The organism is Arthrobacter sp. SRS-W-1-2016 (assembly GCF_002009585.1).
Classification (GTDB): Bacteria; Actinomycetota; Actinomycetes; order Actinomycetales; family Micrococcaceae; genus Arthrobacter; species Arthrobacter bambusae_A.
In genome coordinates, this window is sequence record NZ_MTPV01000014.1 from 19,185 (window position 1) to 35,360 (window position 16,176).

The 16,176-nt window shown below is 65.6% G+C and carries 12 protein-coding genes; 5 read left to right on the plus strand and 7 right to left on the minus strand.

The genetic code is table 11. The features are described from left to right. Positions 1 to 47: 47 nt before the first annotated feature. The gene (locus tag BMF89_RS03240) at positions 48 to 3,980 is read left to right on the plus strand and encodes a Pls/PosA family non-ribosomal peptide synthetase (protein WP_078105740.1); all 3,933 of its coding nucleotides are present in this window, start codon (positions 48 to 50) and stop codon (positions 3,978 to 3,980) included. An 81-nt stretch (positions 3,981 to 4,061) separates the two neighbouring features. Then, the gene (locus BMF89_RS03245) at positions 4,062 to 5,459 is read left to right on the plus strand and encodes a M1 family metallopeptidase (RefSeq protein WP_078105645.1); all 1,398 of its coding nucleotides are present in this window, start codon (positions 4,062 to 4,064) and stop codon (positions 5,457 to 5,459) included. 27 nt (positions 5,460 to 5,486) lie between these two features. On the opposite strand, the gene BMF89_RS03250 is transcribed toward BMF89_RS03245, so the two are convergent. From BMF89_RS03250 to pheS, 3 genes are read right to left on the minus strand one after another with little or no spacing between them, the layout of a single operon-like run. After that, positions 5,487 to 6,131: a 4'-phosphopantetheinyl transferase superfamily protein gene (locus BMF89_RS03250; protein ID WP_253190680.1), complete on the minus strand. Its 645-nt coding sequence runs from the start codon at positions 6,129 to 6,131 to the stop codon at positions 5,487 to 5,489. Between the two features lie 47 nt (positions 6,132 to 6,178). Then, positions 6,179 to 8,728: a phenylalanine--tRNA ligase subunit beta gene (gene pheT / locus BMF89_RS03255; RefSeq protein WP_078105646.1), complete on the minus strand. Its 2,550-nt coding sequence runs from the start codon at positions 8,726 to 8,728 to the stop codon at positions 6,179 to 6,181. A gap of 2 nt (positions 8,729 to 8,730) precedes the next feature. Continuing rightward, positions 8,731 to 9,792, minus strand: a complete 1,062-nt coding sequence (gene pheS, locus BMF89_RS03260; protein ID WP_078105647.1) for a phenylalanine--tRNA ligase subunit alpha — start codon at positions 9,790 to 9,792, stop codon at positions 8,731 to 8,733. A gap of 172 nt (positions 9,793 to 9,964) precedes the next feature. Here pheS and BMF89_RS03265 point away from each other — a divergent pair, with 172 nt between their 5' ends. Continuing rightward, a complete protein-coding gene (locus BMF89_RS03265) occupies positions 9,965 to 10,615 on the plus strand; it encodes an SIMPL domain-containing protein (protein ID WP_078105648.1) in 651 nt (216 codons plus the stop codon). A gap of 14 nt (positions 10,616 to 10,629) precedes the next feature. Here the strand turns inward: BMF89_RS03265 and pcp are convergent, their stop codons facing one another. Next, positions 10,630 to 11,277: a pyroglutamyl-peptidase I gene (gene pcp, locus BMF89_RS03270; protein ID WP_078105649.1), complete on the minus strand. Its 648-nt coding sequence runs from the start codon at positions 11,275 to 11,277 to the stop codon at positions 10,630 to 10,632. A gap of 124 nt (positions 11,278 to 11,401) precedes the next feature. On the opposite strand from pcp, the gene BMF89_RS03275 reads away from it, so the two are divergent. Then, entirely contained in the window at positions 11,402 to 12,496 is a 1,095-nt protein-coding gene (locus tag BMF89_RS03275; protein ID WP_078105650.1) for an Rv2578c family radical SAM protein, read from the plus strand. A 25-nt stretch (positions 12,497 to 12,521) separates the two neighbouring features. On the opposite strand, the gene BMF89_RS03280 is transcribed toward BMF89_RS03275, so the two are convergent. Then, positions 12,522 to 12,962, minus strand: coding sequence for a (deoxy)nucleoside triphosphate pyrophosphohydrolase (locus BMF89_RS03280; protein WP_078105651.1), 441 nt, complete (start codon positions 12,960 to 12,962; stop codon positions 12,522 to 12,524). A 146-nt stretch (positions 12,963 to 13,108) separates the two neighbouring features. Between BMF89_RS03280 and BMF89_RS03285 the strand changes: the two genes are divergently transcribed. Continuing rightward, the gene (locus BMF89_RS03285; RefSeq protein WP_078105652.1) at positions 13,109 to 14,317 is read left to right on the plus strand and encodes an MFS transporter; all 1,209 of its coding nucleotides are present in this window, start codon (positions 13,109 to 13,111) and stop codon (positions 14,315 to 14,317) included. 14 nt (positions 14,318 to 14,331) lie between these two features. Here BMF89_RS03285 and BMF89_RS03290 read toward each other — a convergent pair whose 3' ends face one another. Together BMF89_RS03290 and BMF89_RS03295 are read right to left on the minus strand one after the other, a co-directional pair. Continuing rightward, positions 14,332 to 15,249 (minus strand): cation diffusion facilitator family transporter, encoded by a 918-nt coding sequence (locus tag BMF89_RS03290; protein WP_078105653.1) that lies wholly within the window; start codon positions 15,247 to 15,249, stop codon positions 14,332 to 14,334. Position 15,250: 1 nt separating this feature from the next. Continuing rightward, positions 15,251 to 16,147, minus strand: a complete 897-nt coding sequence (locus BMF89_RS03295) for an RNA methyltransferase (protein WP_078105654.1) — start codon at positions 16,145 to 16,147, stop codon at positions 15,251 to 15,253. Positions 16,148 to 16,176 lie beyond the last annotated feature (29 nt).

Consider the following 16,176-nt stretch of genomic DNA (forward strand, 5'->3'; position numbering starts at 1 on the left):
GCGACCGCTGACACTTTTTGTTCACTTCAATCCGAGAAGCTTCGAACGTGACCCAGGAACATGAAATCCCGGCGGACAGCCTGGAACTCCAAGCGGTGCATCTGCCCCAGCTGCAAGGTTCAGCAGCCGCGCCGCCCGCGCGCACGCTCGTGGAGATCCTCCACGACACGGCCCTGGCATTTCCGGAGGCTTCTGCCCTCGACGACGGGCAGAAGTCGCTGAGTTATTCAGAGCTCATGGCACAGGTACACGGTTTTGCTGCAACGCTCAACGCAGCCGGTCTGGGCCCCGGGGACAAGATCGGCGTCCGGGTTCCCTCCGGATCCAACGATCTCTACATTGCCATCCTGGCGATCCTCTCGATTGCGGCCGCCTATGTGCCCGTGGACGCGGACGATCCCGGGGAACGGGCACGGCTGGTTTTCGGAGAAGCCAAAGTGTCTGCCGTCGTCACCAAGGGCCGCAGGATCGATGTGTCCGCGGACCGCCCCACACCGCACCCGACTCCGCGCGCACCCGGGCTGGACGACGATTCCTGGGTCATCTTCACCTCGGGGTCCACCGGCACGCCCAAGGGTGTGGCAGTGCGGCACCGTTCATCCGCCGCCTTTGTCGACGCCGAAGCCCGGCTCTTCCTCCGGCAGGATCCGATCGGACCGCAGGACCGGGTCCTCGCCGGCCTTTCCGTGGCCTTCGACGCCTCCTGCGAAGAAATGTGGCTGGCGTGGCGGCACGGTGCCTGCCTTGTCCCGGCCCCGCGTGCCTTGGTGCGTTCCGGCATGGACCTTGGCCCGTGGCTCATCAACCACGGCATCACGGTGGTTTCCACCGTTCCCACACTCGCGGCCCTGTGGCCCGCGGAAGCCCTGGAAAACGTGCGCCTGCTCATTTTCGGTGGCGAAGCCTGCCCTCCGGAACTCGCAGAGCGTCTCGCCGTTGACGGCCGCGAAGTGTGGAACACCTATGGCCCCACCGAAGCAACCGTCGTGGCCTGCGCGGCTCCCCTAGGCGGGGATGGCCCGGTCAGGATTGGACTGCCGCTGGACGGCTGGGACCTCGCCGTCGTCGATGCTGCCGGGGTTCCCGTCGCGGAAGGCGAGACAGGCGAACTGATCATCGGCGGCGTCGGACTGGCCCGCTACCTCGACCCGGCCAAGGACGCCGAAAAGTACGCCCCCATGCCGTCCCTGGGGTGGGAACGCGCATACCGCTCCGGCGACCTCGTCCGCTACGAGGAAGCCGGCCTCATTTTCCAGGGCCGCGCGGATGAACAGGTCAAGCTTGGCGGCCGGCGCATCGAACTCGGTGAGATTGACGCCGCCCTGCAGGCCCTCCCGGGAGTCGCCGGCGCCGCGGCTGCGGTCCGCACGACGGCGGCGGGGAACCAGATACTGGTCGGCTACCTGGCTCCGGCCGGACCAGGGGACATCGACCTCGCAGCGTCCCGCGAATTGCTCACGGAAAGCCTTCCCGCCGCGCTGATCCCCCTGCTGACGGTCGTCGATTCGCTTCCGACCAAGACCAGCGGCAAAGTGGACCGGCATTCGCTTCCCTGGCCACTGGCCGGCGCGGGCGCCGCGGATGCCGATAAAGCACCACTCAACCTCCCCGAGGACGCCCAATGGGTGGTTGAACAGTGGGAAAGCGTCCTCGGCTCCGGCGTCACCTCGCTCGACGCCGATTTCTTCGCCTACGGTGGCGGCTCCCTCGCCGCAGCCCAACTCGTCTCGGCGCTGCGCGTGCGGTACCCCACCATCACGGTGGCCGAAATCTATGCAACTCCTCGCGTAGGCGCCTTGATCGACGCCGCGCGGCAGTCACTGCCGGAAGGCGGCATCCAAGGGCCGGCGGCCGAACGCACGGTCCGCCCCACCTCCCGGAAATCGCAGATCTTCCAGACCCTGATGGGAATCTTCCTCAACATCTTGGTGGGCATGCGTTGGCTCACCTACCTCATGGCCGCCAACCGCTTACTGGCCGACTTCGCCGGTTTCACCGCCGCTCCCGTGGTGTCCTGGTGGTGGATCCTGGCATCTTGGCTGGTGTTCGTCAGCCCGCCGGGACGCATGGGGATCTCGATTCTGGCCGCGCGAACCCTTTTGCGCGGCGTCAGTCCCGGAACGTACCCGCGCTCGGGCAAAGTCCACTTGAAGCTGTGGCTGGCAGAACAGATCCAGGACCTTTCAGGCGCCATCAGCCTCGCCAGCGCTCCGTGGGTTCCCTACTACGCCAGGGCACTCGGGGCAAAGATCGGGAACAACGTCCATTTGCACTCGCTGCCTCCGGTCACCGGACTGCTCTCCTTGGGCAGCGGCTCCAACATCGAACCCGAAGTGGACCTCTCCGCCTGGTGGATCGACGGCGACTACGTCCACATCGGCGCCATCCACGTAGGTGCCGGCGCCACAGTCGGCTCCCGTAGCACCCTCATGCCGGGAACCAGCATCGGCGCAGGTGCGCGCGTGGAGCCCGGCTCCGCGGTGTTGGGCAAGGTCAAGGCCGGGCATCTTGTTGCCGGCTCCCCCGCCGAGCGCCGCGGCAAAGCCAAGAATGGCTGGCCCGAGACCCCCTCGTCACACCACCTGATCGGCAGGCTCTGGTTTGCGGCATTCGCTGCGGCCTCGGCGCTGCTCGCCCTGATCCCCTACATCTCGGCATTCGTCGCTGTGATCGTCATCCTGGCATTCATCCAACGCAGGAGTTCCCTGCAGGACGCCTTCCCGGAACTCCTGCCTGCCATCCCTTTGGCGGCATTGGCCTGGTTCCTGTGCAATCTCCTCTTGATCCTGGCGACCACCCGGATGCTCGGCATCGGCCTCAAGGAGGGGTACTACCGGGTCCGCAGCCGCGTCGGCTGGCAGGTCTGGGCCACTGAACGTGTGCTGGACATGGCACGGGACCTGCTCTTCCCGATCTACGCCAGCCTCTTCACCCCGGTGTGGTTGCGCCTGCTGGGTGCCAAGGTAGGCCGCAACGTGGAAGCTTCCACGGTGCTCCTGCTTCCACGCATGACGACCGTCGGCGAAGGCGCGTTCCTCGCCGACGACACCATGGTGGCCTCTTACGAGCTCGGCGGCGGCTGGATGAAAATCGCTCCGGCCAAGATCGGCAAACGCTCCTTCCTGGGCAATTCCGGCATGACCGCCGCAGGCCGCAGCGTTCCCAAGAACTCGCTCGTGGCGGTCCTGTCCGCCACGCCGGCCAAGGCTAAATCGGGCACCTCCTGGCTGGGGAGTCCTCCCGTCAGGCTGCGCAGGACCGCCGTCAATGCGGATCAGAGCCTCACCTTCAACCCGCCGTTGGCCCTCAAGACCAAACGGGCCCTGTGGGAACTGTGCCGCTTGGTGCCGGTCATCCTGACGGTGGGGATCGCCGTCGGCATCATGCTGGTCCTCGACTGGATCGCCTCCGAGACCTCCTACTGGCTCGCCGCCGTCCTTGGAGGCGTCGTGATCCTCGCCGCGGGTGCCGTGGCGGCTGCAAGTTCGGTGGCCGCGAAGTGGGTCTTGGTCGGGCGCATCAAAGAGGGCGAACATCCCCTGTGGAGCTCGTTCATTTGGCGCAACGAGGTGGTGGACACCTTCATCGAAATGGTCAGTGCCCCTTGGTTTGCGCGTTCAGCGTCCGGCACGCCGGCGTTGGTGTGGTGGCTCCGGGCGCTCGGCGCGAAAATCGGCCGGGGTACCTGGTGCGAGAGCTACTGGCTGCCCGAAGCCGACCTCGTCACGCTCGGCGAAAGCTCCACGGTCAACCGCGGCTGCGTGGTCCAGACACATCTCTTCCATGACCGCATCATGAGCATCGACACCGTGGTCCTCGGTGACGGCGCCACGATGGGTCCGCACGGCGTCATCCTGCCGCGCGCCAGCATCGGGGCCGGCGGAACGGTGGGACCGGCGTCGCTCGTCATGCGTGGAGAGACGGTTCCCGCGGGCACCTACTGGATGGGCAACCCCGTCAGCCCGTGGTCCGGGCCGTAGCGTAGATTGGCAAGGGGGCTTATTAATCACCAGCCCATGAGGACCCCAACACAACAAGCTACACGGAGGCAGCCAGCGCACATGAGCCGCAGCGAACCCGGAACACCCCAAGCGCAGGGAACCACTACAACTGCCGCCGATCCCTACACCCTGCACCATGGGAGCACGGCATTCCAGGTCCTGAGGTATGAACTGGACCTGGACTACAGCCTGGGCAGCAACCGGCTTAACGGACGCGCCGTGCTCCGTTGCGTCACGCTCGAAGACACGGACTCCGTAGTCCTCGACCTGGTAGGCATGAAGGCTTCCAAAATCCTGGTTGACGGCAAGAAAGTGCCGAAGTTCAGCCCGCGCGGCGAACACCTCGTGATCACCACCAAAGAGGCCTTGCGGGCAGGCCAGCCCTTCACGGTTGAACTCCGCTACGACGGCAACCCGAAGCCGCGCCGGGGCCTGTGGGGCGAAGTCGGGTGGGAAGAGCTCGAAGACGGTGTGCTTGTTGCCGGGCAGCCGAACGGCGCCGCGTCCTGGTTCCCGTGCAACGACCATCCGCGGCACAAGTCCAGCTATTTGATCAGCATCACCACCGACGACAACTACCGCGCCATCTGCAACGGCCGCCTCGTCTCCCACAGCAGGAAATCAAGCCGCGAAACCTGGGTCTACGAACAGGCCGAGCCGATGGCAAGCTATCTCGCCACCGTGCAAATCGGACGCTACCGGCTTCACCAGCTCAGCCCCGCCCCAGGTGGGGTCCGCGCCGGAACTGCCCATCACGCCGAAGCCCTGCGGCAGGCTCCGGTGCCCCAGTTCGTTGCGGTCTCCCCCGGTTTGTTGACCGAGGCCCGCGAAGGCCTGGCACGGCAGGCCGACATGATGCGCACCTTTGTGGAGTGTTTCGGTCCGTATCCCTTTGCCGAATACACGGCCGTGGTGACCGAGGACGAACTGGAAATACCGCTTGAGGCCCAGACCCTCTCCATCTTCGGCCGGAACCACATGGAGCAATCGTGGGACGCGCAGCGCCTCATCGCCCACGAGCTGTCCCACCAGTGGTTCGGCAACTCGCTCACCGTGAGCAGCTGGCGGGACATCTGGTTGCATGAGGGCTTCGCGTGCTATGCCGAGTGGATCTGGTCCGAAGAGGCGGGCGTCATGTCCCTCGCCAACCGCGCAAGGGCCGCGTGGCGCAAGCTCGACATGGGCGCCCAGGACCTCGTGATCGGGGATCCCGGACCGGAGCACATGTTCGATGACCGCGTCTACAAGCGCGGGGCCCTGGCCCTCCACGCCGTCCGCCGCGCCTGTGGAGACGAAGCGTTCTTCGGATTGCTGCGCCATTGGACCGAGGCCAAGCGCCACAGCTCCGTCTCCACGGAGGAATTCATCGCTGCGGCAAACACTTACGTCCCGGGGCTCGACGCGGCAAGTGTCGTGGAACCGTGGCTGTACCAGGCAAGGCTGCCTGCTTTCGGCTGATCCCGGAAATCCAGCCTGTCCAAGGACTTAGCGTGCCGATATCGCGAGGGCGGCAAGCAGTCCGGCCGGAAGATCCCGGCCGCCCGCGCTTGACGGGAGCTCGAGGTCCCACAGCCCCGCCCTGTCAAGCACATCGAGGGAATCCGGGGCCACCCTGAGCCCTTCGCCCGTCATCTTCAACCAGGCTTCCTTGCGCGCCCACAATCGTGCTCGCTCCTGGGCCCGCCCCGCGGGATCCAGCGCGTCGAGATGGCGCCGCTCCCGCACGGTCAGGGCGACGTCGTCGAAGCCGGTGAACTCCGTGCCCGCGGCATTTTCCAGGTCGGCGCCCACCCGGAGCCCTGGTTCGGGGTGTACGACGGCGGCAAACAGCACCCAGCCCGACGACCGTGAGGCGCTAAGCGCCAAGGGTGCGGGGCCGCCGTCGAGCAGGTATCCGGGCCGGCCATGCGCGATGTCCGGACCGGAACCGCAGTCCGGACACTCGTAGGCCGCCTGGAGCTTCGAGGCGGGAACACCCAGAAGGGTGGCCGCAAAGTCTCGCTGCGCCAGCCTGGATGCCAGGAATTCCAGGCGCAGGGCCGGGGCCATGGTGTTTGCCCGAAGCGTCTCGGCCGGAGACAGCAATTCCGCCGCGATCTTTTCGACGGCGGCGGAATCGGTAGGGTCCAAGGACTGGATGTGGACAGCCAGCCCCTGGATCCCCGGGTTGATGTTCGTCAGCGCTGGACTGCCCCGAATCGCTCTGCGGCGACGGCGACGGCGGCCTCACGTGCCTCCGATGCCTCGTCGGCGGTCAAAGTGCGGTCCGAGGCACGGAACCGCAGCCCGAACGCGAGCGACTTCTTGCCGTCTTCGATCCCCTGGCCCGCGTAGACATCGAACAAGGCGACGTCTTCGAGGAGTTCGCCGGCGCCTTCCCGGAGGGCCGCCAGCACTGCGTCCGCCGGAACGTCCTGCGGCACCACAAGGGCTACGTCCTGTGTGGCCACCGGGAAACCGGAGATGTGCTTGGCGACAATGACGTCAGGAGCGGCATCGAACAGTGCGTCCGCATTGAGCTCGAGGGCAACGGAGCGCGCCGGCATGTCATGGGCGGCGAGCAGCTTGGGGTGCAACTCGCCGGCGTAGCCTACGACGTCGCCGGAGCGGAGCGCCAACCGGGCGGCTCGGCCCGGGTGGAACGCCTGGTGGCTTCCTTGGCTGACCACGAGTTCGACGCCGAGGACGTCGCCGACGAGCCGGGCAACATCCAGGGCGTCGGCCCAGTCCCAGGCACGCGGGGTGTGGGCCGCGGCTGCCGGGGAATCATGGCCGGTCAAGACAGCGGCGATGTGCAGCGGCTGGTCCGGGACGCCGTCGTACAGTCCGTCAAGGACCTCGTCGGTTGGCTTGACTCCCAGCGGCGGGATGGATGCCGTGCCGAGCTGACCGTCGGGAAGGAACACCGAGCCTGCCTCGAAAAGGGCGAGATCGCGGAAACCGCGGGAGTGGTTGCGGCGGGCCACCTCGATCAGGCCGGGAAGCACGGACGTACGCAGGTAGCCATGTTCCTCGCTGATCGGGTTGGCCAATTTGAGGGCGGTGCGTGCCGCGCCTTCCTCTGCCACGCCGAAGGTGTCGTTGGCCGACTTGGAGACAAACGGGTACGACAGGACCTCGGTGAGCCCGGCGTCGGCGAGGGCCTGGACCACGCGGCGTTTTTGCTGCTGGGTCCGGGTCAGGCCGCGGCCTGGAGGGGCCACGGGCAGGGTTGCCGGGATGTTGTCGTAGCCCACCAGCCTCGCTATTTCCTCGGAGAGGTCTTCCTTGGTTTCCAGGTCGTTGCGCCAGCTCGGTGCCGTGACCACGTAGGAGTCGCTCGCTTCGTCCTTCAGGACGATGGCGCCGAGGTCCTTGAGGGAACCCGTGATTTGCTCTTCCGTGAAGTCGATGCCGATCCGGGAGGCCGCGTAGCCTGCCGGCAGCTCGATGGTGACGGCGTCAGGTGCCGTTCCGACGTCGGTGCCGGCTTCGTCCGCCGTCCCGCCGGCCAGTTCCACCAGGAGGTCGACGACGCGCTGGGCAGCTACGTTGGCAACCTGCCAATCCACACCGCGTTCGAATCGCTTGGACGCCTCCGACGGCAGCTTGTGCCTGCGGCGCGAGCGACCGATCGAGACCTCGTCGAAGTGCGCGGCCTCGACCAGGACGTTGGTGGTCGAATCGGAAACCTCGGTGTTGGCTCCCCCCATCACGCCGGCGATGCCGATTGCACCGGAGTCGTCGGTGATCAGGAGGTCTTCGACGTCGAGCGCACGCACTTTGTCGTCAAGGGTGGTGATCTTCTCGCCCGCGACGGCCCGGCGGACCACGATGTCGCCCGAAAGCTTGTCGAGGTCGTAGCAGTGGTTCGGCTGGCCGAGTTCGAGCATCACGTAGTTGGAAATGTCGACAGGCAGCGAAATGGAGCGGATGCCGGCAAGACGCAGCCGGGAGACCATCCATGGCGGGGTGGGACGGGTTGCGTCCACGCCGCGGACCGTGCGAGCCACGAAGCGGTCGCAACCGGGCTTGCCGTAGATGGGGGCGTCGTCGTTGAGCTTGACGCCATAGCCGCCGGAGAGCGCCGCGGGGGCGTTGACCTTGGCCGCCGGGTCCGTGAAGACGGTTCCGGTGGCGTGGGCGTACTCGCGTGCCACGCCACGGATGGAGAACGCGTAGCCGCGGTCCGGGGTGACGTTGATTTCGGCGGCTTCGTCGTAGAGGCCCAGGAGGGACATGGCGTCGGTGCCGATTTCGGGATCCAAGCCGATGCGGGAGAGCACCAGGATGCCGTCGTGGTCCTCGCCGATGCCGAGTTCACGGACGGAGGCGATCATGCCTGCGGACAGGTGCCCGTAGGTCTTGCGGGCGGAAATGTGGAAGTCACCCGGGAGCACGGCGCCCGGGAGGGTCACTACAACCTTGTCTCCCTCGACGAAGTTGTGGGCACCGCAAATGATGCCCTGCACGCCGGAGGGATCGATGCCCTTGCCGGTCAGGGTCTGCTCCTGGCCTTCAGGGACAACGCGGACCTGGCACCAGTTGATGGTCTTGCCGTTGGACTGCGGTTCCTTGACGAGGCTCAGGACCTGGCCCACCACGATGGGACCCTTGAGTTCGTCCGTGGGGCGGTGGACCGCTTCTTCCTCAAAACCGACCTTGACGAGTTCCGCCATGACGTCTTCGGCCGTGGCGTCGGCCGGAACCTGCGCGAATTCACGCAGCCATGTAAGTGGGATACGCACTGTTAGATCTCCATCCCGAAGTGCTCGCTGAAACGTACATCGCCTTCGATCATGTCGCGCATGTCGCCGACCTCGTTGCGGAACATGAGCGTGCGCTCGATGCCCATGCCGAAGGCAAAACCTGAATACTCGTCCGGGTCGATGCCGGCAGCGCGCAGGACGTTGGGATTGACCATGCCGCAGCCGCCCCATTCGATCCAGCGGGGGCCGCCCTTGGCGCCGGGGTGCCAAATGTCCAGCTCCGCGGAAGGCTCGGTGAACGGGAAGTAGTTGGGACGCAGGCGGATCTGTGCCTCGTCACCGAACATCTGCCGGGCGAAGTGCTCCAAGGTGCCGCGCAGGTCGGCCATGCTCAGCTTCTTGTCGATGGCCAGGCCCTCGAACTGGTGGAACACGGGCGTGTGCGTGGCATCGAGTTCATCGGTGCGGAACACCTTGCCCGGGCACAGTACATAGATGGGCACTTCGCGCTCCAGCATGGAACGGACCTGCACCGGGGAAGTGTGCGTGCGCATGAGCAGGTGTGCCTCGGGAGGCTCCACGAAGAAAGTGTCCTGCATTTCGCGGGCCGGGTGGTCCGGCTTGAAGTTGAGGGCGTCGAAGTTGAACCACTCGGACTCGACCTCGGGTCCTTCGGCGATTTCCCAGCCCATCCCGACGAAGATGTCCGCGACACGGTCCTGCAGCGTGGACAGCGGGTGGCGGGCACCGGCGCGGCGCCGTCGCGGTGCCGCCGTGACGTCGACGGTTTCCTCGACGAGGATGCGGGCGTCGTTTTCGGCTTCGAGCACAGCGGTCCGTGCTGCGAGCGCCTGGTTGACGCGGCCACGGGAAGAACCCATGAGCTTGCCCGCGGCGGCCTTCTGTTCCTTGGGCAAGCCACCGATTTCACGGTTGGCAAGGCTCAAGGGCGACTTCTCGCCGGTGTGCGCCAAGCGGACGGCTTTGAGTTCTTCGAGGGAGGATGCAGCAGCAATCGCGGCGACGGCTTCCTCAACGGCAGCGGTGATGGCAGCTTCATCCAGAGGGTTCGGGATGGCAGCGCCCGGCAAAGTGTCAGTCATCTACTGTTCTTAGCTACGAGTCGGAAATGGTCTTCACCAGGCAGGGCCGTGGCAAAAGCAGGAGTCATGCTCGCCGGACACGTCCGGCGGACACTAACCCCAGTCTAGTAGAAGGGTTCGGCGGGGCTTTAACCCATGACACCCTTCCAGCGCCCGGGGCTAGCATGGCTTCATGACACCGGCCCGCACCATCACTGTCACCGGAGAAGGAACCGCCGAAGCCGTTCCCGACCTGCTCACACTCACACTCGCCGTCGAAGTCAGGCGCGACGCCGCCGAAGGGGCCTATGACGACGCCGGAGCGATCGCCGTGGCCGTCACGGACGCCTTGCGGGGGCACGGCGTGGCCGCACGTGATCTGCGGACCAGCGGCCTCAATCTGCGCGCCGAACTTGTCTGGGCCGAAAACCAGGGGCAAAAGGTCACTGGTTATGTTGCGTCCACCACCCTGGTCGCCCGGGTCGGCCCGCCGTCGGCGGCCCCCGCGGCCATCTCCGCAGCGGTGGCTGCGGGCGGTGACAGCCTTCGCATCAACGGGATCGAGCAAGGATTCACGGATTCCTCCGCGGTTGCGGCGCGGGCACAGGCGGCGGCGTGGCGGGAAGCCGAAGCGACGGCGTCCCGCTTTGCGTCACTCGCAGGCGCCCGCTTGGGGCGGGTGCTCTCCATCGATCAGCGGCCGGAGCATGGATCACCGGTGCCGATGATGTCCGGCATGAAGCGTGCCTCCGCGGGCGAAGGCGTTCCCATCGAGGCGGGATCGGCGGCTGTTTCCGCGAGCGTGGTGGTGCAGTGGGAGCTGGACTCACCGGCGCCGGCCTAGAGAACAGCGCCAGCTTAGTGAATAGCGCCGGCGGATAGCGTCGCGTCCACCGGAGTCTCAAGCGCTGTGCGCACGACGACGGCGATTCCCCGGCCCATGTCCCGCGTCGCCATGCCGGGCGCGGTGCTTCCCTGCGGGATCCGCGCTTCGTCATAGGGAACGTGAATGAAGCCGCCTCGCGGGCGCGGCGCTGCCGTTCCGGCGAGCTCGTGCATGAGGGCATAGAACACGTGGTTGCACACGTACGTCCCGGCGGTCTGTGAGACTTCGGCGCGGATTCCGGCGATCTGCAGTGCCCGGAGCGCGGCCTTCACCGGCAGCGTGCTGAAGTACGCCGCTGGCCCTTCGGGGACCACCGGTTCGTCGATGGGCCGGTTTCCGGCGTTGTCCGGAATCCTTGCGTCATCGCAGTTAATGGCCACGCGCTCCAAGGAGAGGCGGTCCCGGCCTCCGGCGAGCCCGACGCAGACAACCAGTTCGGGGTGAAGTCGCCCGACGGCGTCGCGCAGGACCGTGGCGGATTCACCGAAGACGCACGGCAGCTCGAGGGCTTCCACTCCATGTCCTTCTGTGCGCAAGATTTCCTGCGCTTCGAGGACGGCAGCCCACGAAGGGTTGTTCGAATCGCCACCGAAAGGCTCGAACCCCGTCAGCAGAATCATGCACCTACCCTAGCAACAGCTCGCGCGGCTCCCCCGTCCTCGCGCGGACTTTCACCGGCTGTTTCATCAGCCCGTGGTTCAGCAGGCCTTGACAACCATTCGAACATATATTCGAATGGAGCATATGAGATGGGACGCACAGGCACTTTCACCACGACGTGGTCCGGCACAAGGAGACAACAGCAACAGCATTCCGTCCGGAGCCGCCCCAGCAACAGACGCACTGCTGCCGCTGGCCGGGCTTGTGCGTTCCGTCTCAACCCCCGAATTCTCCGGAGTCACCTTCCATGAGGTCACCGCCAAATCGGTGCTCAACAAGGTGGCGTCCGGTTCCCAGATGCCTTTCGAATGGACGGTCAATCCTTACCGCGGATGCAGCCACGCCTGCGTCTACTGCTTTGCGCGCAAGAGCCACACCTATCTGGAGTTCGACGCCGGACACGATTTCGATTCCCAAGTGATCGTGAAGATCAACGCAGCAGAGGTCCTGCGCAAGGAACTCGCGAAACCGTCGTGGGGCCACCACCACGTGGCGCTCGGCACCAATACGGATCCGTACCAGCGGGCAGAAGGCCGCTATCAGCTGATGCCGGGGATCATCCGGGCCTTGGCCGATTCCGGTACACCGTTCTCCATCCTCACCAAGGGAACCCTCCTGGGCCGCGACATCCCCCTCCTCAAGCACGCCTCCAGCCAAGTGCCGGTGGATCTGGGCATCTCGCTGGCCATGACTGACGAAGCCCTTGCATCGGCAGTGGAACCGGGCACGCCCGCACCACGCGCCAGGCTCAAGCTCATCCGCCGCCTGCGCGAGGCCGGGTTGCCTTGCGGTGTCATGGCCATGCCCATCCTGCCGTGGCTGACGGACAGCGATGACGCCCTGGAGTCGCTCTTTACCGCGTTGTCCGACGCCGGTGCCACCGGCGTCACGGCCGGGGCGTTGTACCTGAAGCCGGGCACCCGGGAATGGTTCATGCAGTGGCTGGCGGCACAGCACCCCGGCCTGGTCGGCAAGTACCGCCGTCTCTACGGCCAAGGCTCGTATGCCTCCAAGGAATACAGGACCTGGCTAAGTGGACGCATCAACTACTTCAAGGCCCGCCACGGTTACTCCGGAAGCAGCGGTTTCAGCCACAGGAACGCCGCTGCCGGCAAGGAAACGCCGGCGTCGTCACCACCGGCTTCCGTACCAACAGCAGGCCAGTCCACTCTTTTCTAGCCAGGTCTTTGTTAGCCAAACCCGTTCAGCCAAGCAGGCCCGAGGCCACCCGCTCCAGCAGCGCCTGGACAATCGGAAGGTCGGCGGGGATCCACGGCAACGTGGAGGCCTCGTCTCCGTTGCCCAGCGGAACCCACCGGAGTTCATCATGGTCCTGGAGGGGACGCGGCTCGCCGTCGAGCAGTTCGGCGAACCATACCCTCATGACGGCCCGCTCGTTCAGGGGCCATCCCGTGCCTGCCTGCGGTTCCACTTCGGCTCCGAGCCGGACGGTTACTCCGAGCTCCTCGAGCAGTTCGCGGTGCAGGGCGTCTTCGAAGGATTCCCCGGCCTCGAGTTTGCCGCCCGGGAACTCCCACATACCTGCGAATTGCGGTGGGGCGCTGCGCCTTGCGACGAGCAACCGTTTCGGATTTTCAAGGGAATCGACGACGGCGGCGCCCGCCACGCTTATCAGTCCAGTCACCGCAACAGTCTATGGCCCGCCAGGTGATCACCTCCGCCTATGGAAGTGCTCACATTCAGGGCCATTCACCGGAGACGCGCACTAAGCTTGAAAGTTGGCTTTATTCCCTTCGAGTGGCTTCCCACTCACCCCCAAGAAACAGGACGATGACCACTACCGCTGTCAGCAAGACCTCCCAAAAGACCGGAAACCGCCACGTGGCGCTGGCGATCTTCGCCCTTGCCATGGGTGGATTTGCCATCGGCACCACGGAGTTCACCATGATGGGCTTGCTCAAGGAGATCGAGCAAGGACTCAACATCAGCACGCCTGAGGCCGGGAACCTGATTTCTGCCTACGCCTTGGGGGTCGTGGTGGGGGCGCCGATATTCGCTGCCCTGGGCGCCCGCCTCCCCCGCAAGCAACTTGCCTTGGGCCTCATGCTGTTCCTGTCCGTAGCGAACCTGACGTCCTTCATCGCACCGGACTACGGAACCATGTTGATCACGAGGTTTGCCTCGGGACTGCCCCATGGCGCCTTCTTCGGGATCGCCGCGGTCATCGCGGCGAGCCTGGTTGCTCCCACCAAGCGCGGCTGGGCGATTTCGATGGTCATGGGCGGGCTCACCATCTCCAATGTCATCGGAGTTCCCGTGGCTACGTGGCTCGGCCAGAGCTTCGGGTGGCGCCTGCTCTTCATAGTCGTCGGCGCCATCGGCCTTGTCACCAGCGTGTTGCTGTGGAAATTTGTCCCCTTTGAGCCTGCCCACCCCGAGGCAAGCATCCGCCGGGAACTCGGTGCCCTCAAACGCATCCAGGTCTGGCTGGCATTGTTGATCGGAATCATCGGTTTTGGCGGCTTCTTTGCCACCTACACGTACATCTCCCACACCATGACGTCCGTGGCCGGCATCCCCGAGGCGCTGATACCCCTGGTGGTTGCCCTCTACGGTCTCGGCATGGTGGCAGGCAACATCCTCGGCGGCCGCATCGCCGACAAGTCGGTCATGGGAACCATCTACCGGGTCCTTCCGCTCATCGCGTTGGCGCTGGTGGCCTACGCCGTCGCAGCCCACTGGGCGTGGTCCGCGTTCATCATGGTCTTCATCGTGGGCGGTATCGGCTCCATGTTGGTTCCGCCGTTGCAGACGCGCCTCCTCGACGCATCACCGGACGCCCCGTCCTTGGCTTCCTCGCTCAACCATTCCGCCCTCAACATCGCCAACGCGCTTGGCGCGTTCCTGGGCGGCGTGGTCATCGCCTGGGGTTGGGGTTACGTTGCCCCGGCCCTCGTCGGTGCTGTCCTCGCAATCCTGGGACTTGGAGTCGCGGGCATCAGCGGCTGGCTGGAACGCAAGAGGCCACTGGCTGCATAGTGCTGTCGCAGGACCTAGACCTGCACCCGCTCCACGTCCGGTTCAAGGTAGATGACCCGCGCGATCGGCACTGCAGTGCGGATCCTGAGTTCGGCGTCGTCGATCGCTTTGGCAATCGCCTGGCCGGTATCTGCCGCGCCCACACTGATCTTCGCGGCGACAAGCAACTCCTCCGGACCCAGGTGCATGGTCTTGAGGTGGATGATGCGCGTGCCGTCGGACTCGATGGCTGCCGTGATGCGCGCGTTGTCCTCTTTGGTGGCTGATTCGCCGAGCAGCAAGGACTTGGTCTCCACCGCGAGCACCACGGCGATTCCCACAAGAAGCAGCCCGATCATTCCCGTGCCCGCGGCATCCCACAAGCCGTTGCCCGTGAGGAGGGTCAGGCTCACGCCGAACAGGGCGAAAACGAGGCCCAGCAGGGCTCCGAAGTCCTCCAGGAGAATCACGGGCAATTCCGGCTGCTTGGCGTTGCGGATGAACTTGATCCAGCTCTGTCCGCCGCGCAAGGGATTGGACTCGTGGATGGCCGTCCGGAAAGAGAAGGATTCCGCCACCACCGCGCCGAGGAGCACAGCCAGCGGCACCCACCAGAAACCACCTTCGATGGCATGGGGATGCTGGAACTTCTCCGCGGATTCGTACAGCGCGAAGAGGCCGCCGACGCTGAACAGCACAATCGAAACGATGAAAGCGTAAATGTAACGTTCCCGGCCATAGCCGAACGGGTGTTCGGGACTAGCGGCGCGCTTCGCCCGCTTCCCGCCAAGCAGCAGGAGCAGCTGGTTGCCGGAGTCCGCTACCGAGTGAATCGCCTCGGCCAACATGGACGACGACATCGTCAGGACGAATGCGACGAACTTGAGCACGGCGATCGCCAGGTTGGCGCCAAGTGCCGCCAGGATTGCCTTGGTACCGCCGTGTTCAGCCACGTCAGGCCCCCTGCTGGGAGCGTGCGCTGGCGTAAAGACAGACAGTGGCGGCTGTGCCGAGGTTCAAGCTTTCCGCCGAACCGTAAACCGGCACGGCGACGCGATGGTCCGCAAGCGCCAGTTCTGACTCTGAAAGCCCTTGCGCCTCGTTACCGAACAGCCAGGCCGTTGGTGCTTCGAGTGCGTAAGCGGAAAGGGCTGCCGACGCTCCCAGACGGCGTGCCGCGTTCTCATCCTGGAGTTTGTCCAGGTTGAGGGTGCCGTAACCGTCCGCGGCGAGGATTCCGATACCGCATTCCTTGCAGAGGGCCACGAGTTCCTCGACGTCCGCACCCAGGACAACGGGCAGGTGGAAGAGCGAACCTGCCGTGGACCGCACGGCCTTCGGGTTGTAGATGTCAACGCTGGAGGCCGTCAAGACGACCGCATCCGCGCCCGCGGCATCGGCGGCCCGAAGGACTGTTCCAGCGTTGCCGGGGTCCCGCACCTGGCACATGACGGCGATCAGCCGCGGTCCGGCGTCGAGCACCGATTCAAGGCTGACGTCCACAAAACTGCAGACGGCCACGATCCCTTGGGGATTGACAGTGTCCGCCATGGCGGCCAGGACGTCGTCGTTCGCGAGCCGCAAGGCAACGCCATCGGCGAGCCCGGCCAGTTCAGGGAGCCGGTCAAGGCAGCTTTCGCTCGCGAAGACTTCGTGGACGACGCTGGGCTCCCCCGCCGCGGTCCGCTCCCGGTGCAGGACCAGCGCCTCGCGAACAGCCTGGGGGCCTTCCGCGAGGAACCGGCCGCGTTTTAAACGGGCCGGGCGCCCTGCAAGCTTTGCGACATCCCTGACCCGATCGGCTCGGGGGTTGGACATCGGAAGTTCTTGCGGGCGCCCGGTTTCGTTCATATACAGAACATTAGTGGCAGTTGCCACTG

Coding starts and splice junctions, on each gene's coding strand:
- BMF89_RS03245 (WP_078105645.1), top strand. CDS start 4,062: ATGAGCCGCAGCGAACCCGGAACACCCCAAGCGCAGGGAACCACTACA.
- pheS (WP_078105647.1), bottom strand. CDS start 9,792: ATGACTGACACTTTGCCGGGCGCTGCCATCCCGAACCCTCTGGATGAA.
- BMF89_RS03265 (WP_078105648.1), top strand. CDS start 9,965: ATGACACCGGCCCGCACCATCACTGTCACCGGAGAAGGAACCGCCGAA.
- pcp (WP_078105649.1), bottom strand. CDS start 11,277: ATGATTCTGCTGACGGGGTTCGAGCCTTTCGGTGGCGATTCGAACAAC.
- BMF89_RS03275 (WP_078105650.1), top strand. CDS start 11,402: ATGAGATGGGACGCACAGGCACTTTCACCACGACGTGGTCCGGCACAA.
- BMF89_RS03285 (WP_078105652.1), top strand. CDS start 13,109: ATGACCACTACCGCTGTCAGCAAGACCTCCCAAAAGACCGGAAACCGC.
- BMF89_RS03295 (WP_078105654.1), bottom strand. CDS start 16,147: ATGAACGAAACCGGGCGCCCGCAAGAACTTCCGATGTCCAACCCCCGA.